Genomic DNA, 10252 nt, shown 5'->3' with positions numbered 1-10252 from the left:
TCAGCCCATTGTAAATCGTCGAGAAAGATGACTAAGGGATAGTCAACTGAACAAAAGACGCGGATGAATTTTTGAAATACTAAATTAAAGCGGTTTTGTGCTTCTGTAGCGCCTAATTCTTGTACGGCTGGCTGTGTGCCAATGATTAATTCTACTTCAGGAATGACATCGACAATGATTTGACTATTAGCGCCAACGGCTGCTAATATTTTTTCTTTCCAGGTATTGAGTTGATTTTCGCTTTCTGTTAAGAGTTGCTTGACTAATGATTGAAAGGCTTTGACAACGGCGGCGTAAGGGATGTTTCGTTGAAATTGGTCGAATTTTCCGGCTATAAAATAACCTCTGGCTTTAGTAATTGGTTTATAAACTTCTTGTACTAAGGCGGATTTTCCAATGCCCGAGTAACCGGATACTAGCATCATTTCGGTGCTGCCTCTGCTGACTCGCTCAAATGCTGCTAATAAGGTTTCAACTTCTGTTTCTCTGCCGTAGAGTTTTTCGGGGATGAGGAAATTGTCTGTAATATCCCGCGTTCCCAATGCAAACGTCTCAATGTTACCCGTGTTTTGTAATTGAGCCAGACAAATCTCTAAATCGTGTTTCAGTCCTAATGCACTCTGATAGCGATTTTCCGCATTCTTTGCCATCAGTTTACTAACAATTTGGGATAAAATTAGGGGAACTTCTGGCTTGATTTGATGTACCGGAATCGGCTGTTTGGCGAGATGACAATGCACTAACTCCATTGGGTCGTCTGAGTCGAAGGGTAACTGTGTGGTCAACAATTCATAGAAGGTCACACCCAGGGAATAAAAGTCACTCCGATAGTCAATGCCTCGATTCATTCTTCCTGTCTTTTCTGGGGAGAGATAAGCTAAGGTTCCTTCGATGGTGTTGGGATTCTGGATTTCTTGGGTTTCTCTCGGCAGCAGGGAAGAAATACTGAAGTCAATGAGTTTAATTTGTTTGCTATGTGGGTTAATCAGAATATTGGCGGGTTTGATATCTTTATGAATAACTCGGTTTTGGTATAGAGAGTGGAGAATATTTGCTAGTTCCCTGGCTAGGATGAGAAAGTTTTCTAAAGATAGAGATTTATCGGGTTGGTTTTTATCAGTTGCTGCCGGGAGATACGTAGACAGGGAAACTCCTCCAAAGTCCTCCATTATCAAAGCATAGGCGTTTTTGTAAGGTGCTAAATCGAGGGGTTCAACCACTCCAGGCAGACGTAGATTTTTGGCGATGGTATATTGGTTGCGGAATTGCAGCAGTTCGCTGAAGCTCGGGTATTCGTTTCTCAGCAGTTTGATGACGACTGGAGTACGATCGCTCTCCCGAACACCTCGATAAACTAAAGTGCGATCGCCTGCATAGAGTTGTTCTGTTATGCGATACCCCGGCAGGTCAGTAATTGTCTCCATTTTCCAGTCCTCAATAAATTCGGGGTTACTATATCTCTAGTTTACTCAGCAAACTTGGTAAATTCTCAATGGCCTCTAATGTTCCTGCACTTGTCAGTCCGCGTTCTGTACGAACGATCGCAGATCGTTCGATACTGGAGCCATATTATTAATTGTTTTACGGCTTGATGAGGTTACCAACTGATAATAAGCGGCAATCCCGGTCGAAAATCTACCTGTTGTCCCTGCACTTCTCCATCAAAACCAAGCTCGACAAAATACTCGGTTCCTATCCGTAAGTTTAGCTGATTTGTCTCAAGCACTGCTTGAAGTTCAGGTGACGGATTATTGGCAGCAGGACTGACTAATTCTACGCGAGTAATTTCCCGGAAACCCACACCATGATCCAAAGGCTGTGACTTATCACCAGAGTATTGATCGGGACGTTTACCAAAGGAAATTTGGACAAGCATGGGCTCAGTCAAAACATCACTATTTGTTCCTACTGCGATACTCATCGTTTCAGATAAATAAGGTGGACGATAGGCCCAACTTGAAAATGCAACTGTGTCCTCAGCACCTTTGGCTGGACGCAAACAGATGCCAAATGGACAGGCACCATTATTCCGATTTGTCGATCGCTCCCAAAGACGAGTCAAATGAATTCGCTCCGACTTCGCCTCTTCTGGATCGTGAATCCATAACAATTCCAACATTGCGTTATGGAAAAAGAAACAGCGATTGGCTGTACCTTGTCCGCGATGAATGCGAGATCCACCCTCAACTAAACCGAATGAGGATAAACGATTAGCTTCCGAAGCACCAATATCAGTAAGGATGAAAAGATGGTCGAATTCAAATCTCATAGCATTGTTGATAGAATTGAGCGATCGCTCAATTAATTTTAATCCTCTGTGATTGCTTTTTTTGCGATCGCCACGCTGATGCTGCACAGCGTACTGTACCAAATTCCAAAACCTCTACTCAGTAAATCTTTCCCAATCTAAAATCTAAAATCTAAAATCGCGCAATCGATCGCCCCAGCCTTCAAGTTACAACCAGATTGAGGAACCATCCGCCCGCATCCCGCAGTCTCAACATCCAGTTAGCGACAATTCTGCTAAAGTCAGGTCATCCAAGGAGTGCATCTTGTAGAGACGCGATTCGCAGCCTCTGCCCCCAAAGCAGTAAAATCCCATCACATTGTTACCTGCCACCCGATCGGCAGTAAGTTAAAAATTAAGGTAGTTTGAAAATAATCGCCCAAAGTTGAAAGAAGCCTTGACATCTGACCTAAACTCTCTAACTTAGACCCTCTAGCTGCGCTGCTATCCATATTTAAAAGATGCCATGTCAACCTTAGTCATCGTCGAATCTCCGACCAAAGCCCGCACCATCCGCAACTTCCTGCCCTCCACCTACCGTGTAGAGGCATCGATGGGCCATGTCCGCGACCTACCATCCTCCGCCGAAGAAATACCAGAAGCCGTTAAAGGAGAAAAATGGGCGCAACTGGGCGTAAACGTGGAAGCAGACTTTGAACCCCTCTACGTCATCCCGAAAGATAAAAAGAAAATTGTTAAAGAACTCAAAGACGCCCTTAAAGACGCCACAGAACTGATTCTAGCCACTGACGAAGACCGGGAAGGCGAAAGTATTTCCTGGCATTTGCTGCAAATCCTCAAACCCAAAGTGCCCATCAAGCGGATGGTGTTTCACGAAATCACCCGCGAAGCTATCCGCGACGCCTTAACTCACTGCCGCGATATCGACAATCGAGTTGTACAAGCCCAAGAAACTCGCCGAATTCTCGACAGACTCGTCGGTTACACACTCTCTCCCTTACTGTGGAAAAAAATCGCTTGGGGTTTGTCCGCCGGTAGAGTACAGTCAGTCGCTGTACGCCTGTTGGTGCGCCGGGAACGGGAACGCCGCGCTTTCCGCCAAGGTAGCTACTGGGATTTAAAAGCCTTTTTGGAAAAGGGCAAGATTTCCTTTGATGCCAAACTTGTGACAGTCGGCAATGTGAAAGTTGCAAACGGCAGCGATTTTGATGAAAATACCGGGCAAATTATTGCAGGCCGCCGTGTACTTTTGCTGAACGAAGAACAGGCGCGGGCTTTACTTTCACGCATTCAAAACAAACCTTGGACTGTCGGGAATATTGAAGAACGGCCAGTCACCCGGAAACCCTCGCCGCCGTTTACGACCTCGACTTTGCAGCAGGAAGCTAACCGCAAACTGAGGCTGGGTGCGCGGGAAACCATGCGAATTGCCCAAAGTCTCTACGAACGCGGTTTTATCACCTATATGCGGACGGATTCGGTGCATTTGTCCGAACAGGCGATCACAGCGGCGCGCAGTTGCGTGCAAGAACTTTACGGCAGCGAATACCTCAGCCCCCAACCGCGCAAATACACTACGAAAAGCAAAGGCGCCCAGGAAGCCCACGAAGCTATTCGTCCAGCAGGCAGCACTTTTCGGACTCCGCAGCAAACGGGATTGGATGGCATTGATTTCCGCCTCTACGATTTGATTTGGAAGCGGACTGTGGCTTCTCAAATGGCCGATTCCCGCCAAACTCACGTCACTGTATTAACTCAGGTAGAAGATGCCGGTTTCCGTTCCAGCGGCAAACGCATTGATTTTCCAGGCTTTTTGCGGGCCTACGTGGAAGGTTCCGACGATCCGAATGCGGCGTTGGAAGACCAAGAGGTGATTTTGCCGGCGCTGAAGGTGGGGGATAAACCTAATTGTAAGGATTTAGAGGCAGTTGGCCACGAAACTCAACCTCCCGCCCGCTACACGGAAGCTTCTCTGGTGAAAATGCTGGAAAGCGAAGGTGTGGGCCGTCCGAGTACCTACGCGAGTATTATCGGTACAATTGTCGATCGAGGATACGCCAAGTTAATAGCTAACGCCCTCATTCCGACATTCACCGCTTTCGCCGTCACCACTTTATTGGAAACACATTTTCCTGATTTAGTAGACACCGGTTTTACTTCCCGAATGGAACAAACCCTCGATGAAATTGCCACCGGCGAGGCGAAATGGCTGCCGTATTTGCAAAAGTTTTATACAGGGGAAACCGGACTTGCAACCCAAGTCAAAGAACAGGAAAGCCAGATTGATGCGAAAGTGGCCCGAACTGTGGTGTTGGAGAATCTCACCGCCAAAGTTTGCATCGGCAAATTCGGCGCATATCTGGAATCTGAAAGCGAAGAAGGCGTCGTAAAAGCATCGATTCCCCAAGATTTGACGCCGGCAGATTTAGATCCGGAACAAGTGGAGTTTCTGTTAAAGCAAAAAACCGAAGGCCCGGAAAAATTGGGTCTTCACCCGGAAACCGGGGAACCGATTTATGTGCTGATTGGCAGTTATGGGCCATACGTTCAGTTAGGGGAAGTTTCGGAAACGAATAAGAAACCGAAGCGGGCTTCTTTACCGAAGGGGACGGATAAGGATAGCGTGACGCTGGATATGGCGGTGAGTTTGTTGACTTTACCCCGGTTGTTGGGTACTCACCCGGAGACGGGGGCGAAGGTGCAAGCTAATTTGGGGATGTACGGGCCTTATGTGGTGCATGACCAGGGTAAGGTGGGGAAAGATTATCGATCGATCAAGCCGCCGGATGATGTTTTGACGATCGAGCTCGATCGGGCATTAGAGTTATTATCGCAGCCGAAAGCCGCCCGCGGCAGCAGCAAAACAGCTAAACCTTTGAAGGAATTGGGCGCGCATCCAGAATCGGGAGAACTTATCAATGTTTACGACGGCCGTTATGGGCCCTACGTCAAACACGGCGATATCAATGCTTCTTTGGCTAAGGATGAATCTGTGGAGAATTTCACCTTACAAAAAGCACTGGATTTGTTAGCAGCGAAGGAAGCAGCGGGCGGCGGTAAATCTAGCAGCAAGTCGAAGAAGTCAACCAAGACTGCGGCGGCGAAATCGGAAACTGCGGCGAAGAAAACAACTACTGCGAAGAAAACCACTGCGGCGAAGTCAGAAACTGCTGCGAAGAAAACCACTGCGGCGAAGTCAGAAACTGCCGCGAAGAAAACCACTGCTAAAAAGACGGCGACTGCGACAACAGCCAAGAAAACAACTAAGTCAAGTTAGCAGGATTTACGCACTGTACGGTCAGAAACCGGGTTTTTTGCAATAATTTGTTTTAGCAGACAGATACGGTAAAAAACCCGGTTTCTTCGATCGCGCCGTGCGTAAGTAGGTCGGCTCTTTCTAAAGTAATCCTTTGGTTCTCATGATATAATCAAAACTATCCATGTAGTAATTGGAGTAATTGAATCGCCATGATAGCTGAACTTATGGTACAACCTTCCTACTGGATCGATCGTGAGATTTCGATTCAGAAAGTCAGAAATCTTTACTTATTCAAATTTACCGAAAACCTGCAAACTAGATTAGAAGAACTAGCCGACAGAAAAAAGGCTAATCTTTTAACTTCAGAAGAGGTTGTAGAATTAGCAAGCTTACTAGAACTAGATCGGATTTTTACCTTAATTAACGCTAAAGTTATAGCAGCCTCATGTCCGTAAACCGCGCTACTAGAAACTTAGTAAGAAGTAGAGCTAATTTTCTTTGTGAATATTGCCATTCAGCGGAAGAAAGTAGCTCTACTCTATTTACGATAGATCATATTTTACCTCGCTCGATTGGTGGTAGCGATGAGCTTGAAAACTTAGCTTTAGCTTGTCATCGCTGTAATAATAATCGCTATAATTTTGTCACGGGTACTGACCCAGAAACTGAACAAGAAGTAACTTTGTTTAACCCCCGTCAACAGCAATGGTCTGAGCATTTTAACTGGTCTGCGGATGGTTTAGAAATAATGGGTATTACTCCAACAGGTAGGGGAACCTGCGATCGGTTAGACCTTAACGATCTATATCATAATGAAGGAGCGATTATCCGAGCCCGTCGTTTATGGATTAGGGCAGGGTGGCATCCTCCCTCTGGCGATCCTCGCCAAAATTCATAATATTGATAAGAACAGTTGATTTTAATCATATGCAAGACGTTCGCCTTGAGAAAAATATTGAAGATCTCAAATCAGTTATCCGTTCGTGGGCGCAACAAAAAGAATTATGGCACGATTGCACATTTAAGTCATGGAATGAACATTTTGATGATGAACCACCAGAAAATCCATGCGTTTTAGTTCTCTGTGCTTCTGGGCAACTTGGCGAAATTCTATATGACTATGGTAATGAACTATACGATGAATTTGACGAACTCACTCAGAATACCGGGTTCTACGTCACTAATTATGGAGGTGGAGTATTTACATTTTGGGTTATTGATGATGAAGAGTTAGAAGAAGCATATCGTAACTACTTTGAATGGCAATGGATTTGCGATTTAGTACAGCCAGATTTTTCGGATCTGTATGAAGAGGTTTATGAACGGTTTCATAAATCTCCTGATGATTTATACCACCTCGATCCCAGAAAGTTTGAGGTTTTACTTGATGGGATATTTCGTAATAACGGGTATCACACTCAACTTGGTTCCGGTCGATCTGACGGTGGTGTAGATATTCGCCTGTATTCTAACGATGTGATTGGTGAAGTTGTGACTCTAGTGCAAGCTAAGAGATACGCCACATCCAATCCAATCGATCTTCAAGCAGTACAAGCTTTAAGTGCTGTTGTTGAAGACGAACGAGCAAATCAAGGACTTTTTGTAACAACTTCACGATACTTGCCTTGTGCTCAACGCTTCGCCGCTAGACAAAAGACACGGATAAAATTAGCAACTTCAGACGAGGTGAGTCGCTGGTCTTTTTACGCCGCCGAGCGTATTATTCGTGATAAATCTAGTCTAGTAAAACCTGACCACTTGAAATATTTACTCAATTTAAATGGTTTAACAGATACGCTGGAGGGTAAGATTTTTCATGCTACTAATTACTGTGGGATGATTCGGAACTGTTTTGCGATAGTTCTTCGAGATTCAAAAGGAGCTGCTTTACTCATGGAACTCCCAACGACTAAGGTCAGTATAGTTGGTGATCCTCTTCGAGGATACGAAATCCCAGATACAGGGATTGCTGCTCTTTTCTATTTAAATGCAGAAAAGGTGTTCAGAGCAAAAAAGAAGTACAAAAATGATGGTGAACTTTATCTTTGGGGAAATCTAGAGTTTTATTCTCTTTGGGATGGTATACCTCAGTATTACGATTGGGCTGATTAATTACTTCTGAATCAGACAATGCTGACACTGGTTTAGCGGTTGGTAATAGGAAGATTTCCAGAGTTTCTACTAGAATCTCACTGACGCTGCGGTGGCGTTGCTGTGCTAGTAATTCTGCTTGGTGATAGACTTTATCTGGCAAATTCAGGGTGATTTTGGCGGTCATAGGTGGAAGGCTATGAAACGAATATTTATATTATGCCATCTGAAGACGCTTGCTGTTGCTATTTTCAGTGCTAATTTTTAGTGTCAGTTTTTGCAAGCATTGGTGTATCTAACATTTTGTCCGCCTCATCTTGCAGTCTAATTGCTTCCTCAATTTCGTCAGGATAAGCTTCAGCATAAGCCCAAACATTTACCAAATCAGCAGCACTGAGATGGGGATAGCAGTCTAGGATAAAAGCATCGGTAGCGCCGTCATTGTGATAGCTGGCGAGCAACCAAACGGGAATGCGAGTTTCGTGAATACAAGCATCGCCGCCCATCACGCCGGGAGTTTTTGTAATCGGGCGGCCGCTGTTTTTCAGGCTTTGGGTTAAGATGCTGATTGCCTCAGCTTTCTCGGTTGGCGTTAATGCCAAAAGTTGTGTTTCTAATTCTTTGATTGTCATGGAAATTTTAGGATTTATGAATTATGTAGCTATTTGCTATTATAGTGCGCTCGCCCGAATCAGTTGACTCTAGATTGCAATCGAGGGAGCGTGAAAATTTTGATAATTTTTTTGATTATAGCTTGCTTGACAAAGCACAAAATATAGCGGTTCTCAAAAAAGTGAGGTATGCCCACGGAGGCCACGGAGGCCTATGCCCCTGAGTACCTCATATGAGAGATCGAAAGGCTATATGTAGTGTTTTGGGGCTAGATAATCATGTGTTTATACCAGTTCCAAATTAAGGCTGACTTATAAAATATTAGCCAAGCTGGCAAAAATAGGTTTGTACTTCCGTCCTTAAAATTCTCTTCTGTTCTCTTCCTTTGTGTCATAAACGTCTGCGGGGTTTGATCGCCCTTATTCTTTTTGAGACATCTCAACTCAAACGCTTGTCAGGGCTCGCTTTTGGGCTTACTTGTCACCCGTCAGCAAAATCATCCTATTTACTTATTGACAATTGCTCTTCTCTCTTGAATTGTCAGGGAACGAACATATAAGGTTAAAAATTGTATCATAAGCAACAGAAAGTACCGAATGCTTTATGTAGTGCTCTACAATGGAGAAAAGAAACAAGATTAAGAGGCGCGATCGCTATGGGTATCAATGAAAACTTAGACTGGGAAGAAGCATTTGAGTACCGAGCGGGCTTAACAGTGGAGTTGAAGTCCCAGCCAGGTGTTTTCGATACGATCGCTTACTATGAAGTGATGATGGTACCGCCCATCTGGTTAGAAAATGACCCCCGTCCCCGCTATCCTCACGAACTGCGAGTCGTTTCCCAGCAGCCAACTGTGTCCAATGTTTGCCGGATTTCAGAGAGTCCTGTTTTAGTCGCCTCCTAAGTTTTTTCAGCCGGAAATATCGGCGATGGCATCTAGCCAGCAATCAAACCGATGCAGTGATTTTCAGATTGAGATTGCTTGAGTTTACTTTGTAGCGATCGCTTAAGATATAGATTGTGCCGAGAGTGCGATCGACTCGAATCACTTGACCTGTTAATGTTTCAAGTGAGGAAATAGCCTGATTAAGGTTAGCCGCGATTCTGTGAAATCATCCTCTCCCCTACAGACAATAATTGCAGCATGGTCAGACTGTAAGCTGTGCAGTCTGATAAAATAACGGCGATTTAGAGTTAAAACAGCTCAATTTTCACTGACTGCGAAAGCTAAAACTTCTTCGTCAGGAATTTTTTGGTTATCTTTTCCGGTTTCTTGTACTGTCAAAATATTGTTACCCATCTGGCGCACCAATTCTACAACCTCTCTGGGAAATTGTTCGTCAGTATAAAGACGCGCCATCATTTCAATCCTCGTCATTTTCGCGGATAGCTATTTCAATTGCATCTGGGAAAGCTGCCGCATAAGCCCACGCATTTGCTAAATCAGAAGCAGTTAGTGTGGCATAGTTATATAAGAGTCGAGACTCGTTCATACCCAAACGATGGAAGCTCACCAGTTCCCAAATAGGAATGCGAGTATTTCTCATACAAGCATCACCGCCACAGACACCAAGAGTTTGGCTGATTGCTTGCTAGGTGTTAGCTAAATTTTGCGTTAATTATTAGATAGATAATATGTATTTGCTATTATACGCAATGCCTGTCTCTCTCCTCTCTTCCTCTGCGCCCTCTGCGCCCTCTGCGGTTCATAAAAAAAAGCTTTTTCAAAATGAAATAGCCTTGCTATATCTGTTTAACTTCAGGCTCAATCTCTCTCATTATAAAAAGTGATCGATCTTTTACCCGGAGCTTAAACGAAATTAAAAAACTTTAACCCAAAACGAGTCATACTATTTTAAATTTTAGATTAAAGAATGGGGAATGACTGAGAAGATAAAGCTTTGGATATTGCTTAAAGTTGCATTTTTTTTGATAACTGGTATCAGCCATCAGCAGGCAAAAAGTGAAATTAAATTTACCTATAAATCCTTATGACTTCTACCTGGAGAAGTATCTTTGTGGGGACTTGCACAACACATCCT

The 10252-nt window shown here is 44.3% G+C and carries 10 protein-coding genes; 5 read left to right on the top strand and 5 right to left on the bottom strand.

Annotated elements, in window-relative coordinates:
- The coding region (locus QUA24_RS23435; RefSeq protein WP_333232466.1) for an AAA family ATPase at window positions 1-1424 on the bottom strand (1424 nt) is incomplete at its 3' end.
- Between the two features lie 173 nt (window positions 1425-1597).
- Window positions 1598-2371 carry a VOC family protein gene (locus tag QUA24_RS23430; RefSeq protein WP_333232464.1) on the bottom strand — a complete coding sequence of 258 codons (774 nt, stop codon included), beginning with the start codon at window positions 2369-2371 and terminating at the stop codon, window positions 1598-1600.
- A 382-nt stretch (window positions 2372-2753) separates the two neighbouring features.
- Here QUA24_RS23430 and topA point away from each other — a divergent pair, with 382 nt between their 5' ends.
- The 4 genes from topA to QUA24_RS23410 all read left to right on the top strand — a co-directional run bounded on the left by topA (window position 2754) and on the right by QUA24_RS23410 (window position 7619).
- Window positions 2754-5525: a type I DNA topoisomerase gene (topA, locus tag QUA24_RS23425; RefSeq protein ID WP_333232463.1), complete on the top strand. Its 2772-nt coding sequence runs from the start codon at window positions 2754-2756 to the stop codon at window positions 5523-5525.
- A gap of 191 nt (window positions 5526-5716) precedes the next feature.
- The gene (locus QUA24_RS23420) at window positions 5717-5962 is read left to right on the top strand and encodes a hypothetical protein (protein ID WP_333202532.1); all 246 of its coding nucleotides are present in this window, start codon (window positions 5717-5719) and stop codon (window positions 5960-5962) included.
- Complete coding sequence (locus QUA24_RS23415) at window positions 5953-6405, top strand: HNH endonuclease (protein WP_015178579.1); 453 nt, start codon at window positions 5953-5955, stop codon at window positions 6403-6405. Before QUA24_RS23420 ends, QUA24_RS23415 begins: the two co-directional genes overlap by 10 nt.
- Before the next feature lie 2 nt (window positions 6406-6407).
- Window positions 6408-7619 (top strand): restriction endonuclease, encoded by a 1212-nt coding sequence (locus QUA24_RS23410; RefSeq protein WP_333232461.1) that lies wholly within the window; start codon window positions 6408-6410, stop codon window positions 7617-7619.
- 236 nt (window positions 7620-7855) lie between these two features.
- Here QUA24_RS23410 and QUA24_RS23400 read toward each other — a convergent pair whose 3' ends face one another.
- Window positions 7856-8230, bottom strand: coding sequence for a DUF433 domain-containing protein (locus tag QUA24_RS23400; protein ID WP_333232457.1), 375 nt, complete (start codon window positions 8228-8230; stop codon window positions 7856-7858).
- 635 nt (window positions 8231-8865) lie between these two features.
- Between QUA24_RS23400 and QUA24_RS23395 the strand changes: the two genes are divergently transcribed.
- Window positions 8866-9114 (top strand): hypothetical protein, encoded by a 249-nt coding sequence (locus QUA24_RS23395; RefSeq protein ID WP_333167058.1) that lies wholly within the window; start codon window positions 8866-8868, stop codon window positions 9112-9114.
- A 300-nt stretch (window positions 9115-9414) separates the two neighbouring features.
- Here QUA24_RS23395 and QUA24_RS23390 read toward each other — a convergent pair whose 3' ends face one another.
- Both QUA24_RS23390 and QUA24_RS23385 read right to left on the bottom strand, forming a co-directional pair.
- Window positions 9415-9588 (bottom strand): DUF5615 family PIN-like protein, encoded by a 174-nt coding sequence (locus QUA24_RS23390; RefSeq protein WP_333232455.1) that lies wholly within the window; start codon window positions 9586-9588, stop codon window positions 9415-9417.
- A complete protein-coding gene (locus QUA24_RS23385) occupies window positions 9575-9796 on the bottom strand; it encodes a DUF433 domain-containing protein (RefSeq protein WP_333232468.1) in 222 nt (73 codons plus the stop codon). Before QUA24_RS23385 ends, QUA24_RS23390 begins: the two co-directional genes overlap by 14 nt.
- Window positions 9797-10252: the final 456 nt, after the last annotated feature.

This window comes from Microcoleus sp. Pol12B5 (assembly GCF_036701335.1).
Lineage (GTDB): Bacteria > Cyanobacteriota > Cyanobacteriia > Cyanobacteriales > Microcoleaceae > Microcoleus.
The sequence above is the reverse complement of the archived record's forward strand: the minus strand, read 5'-3'. Positions and strand labels throughout refer to the sequence as shown.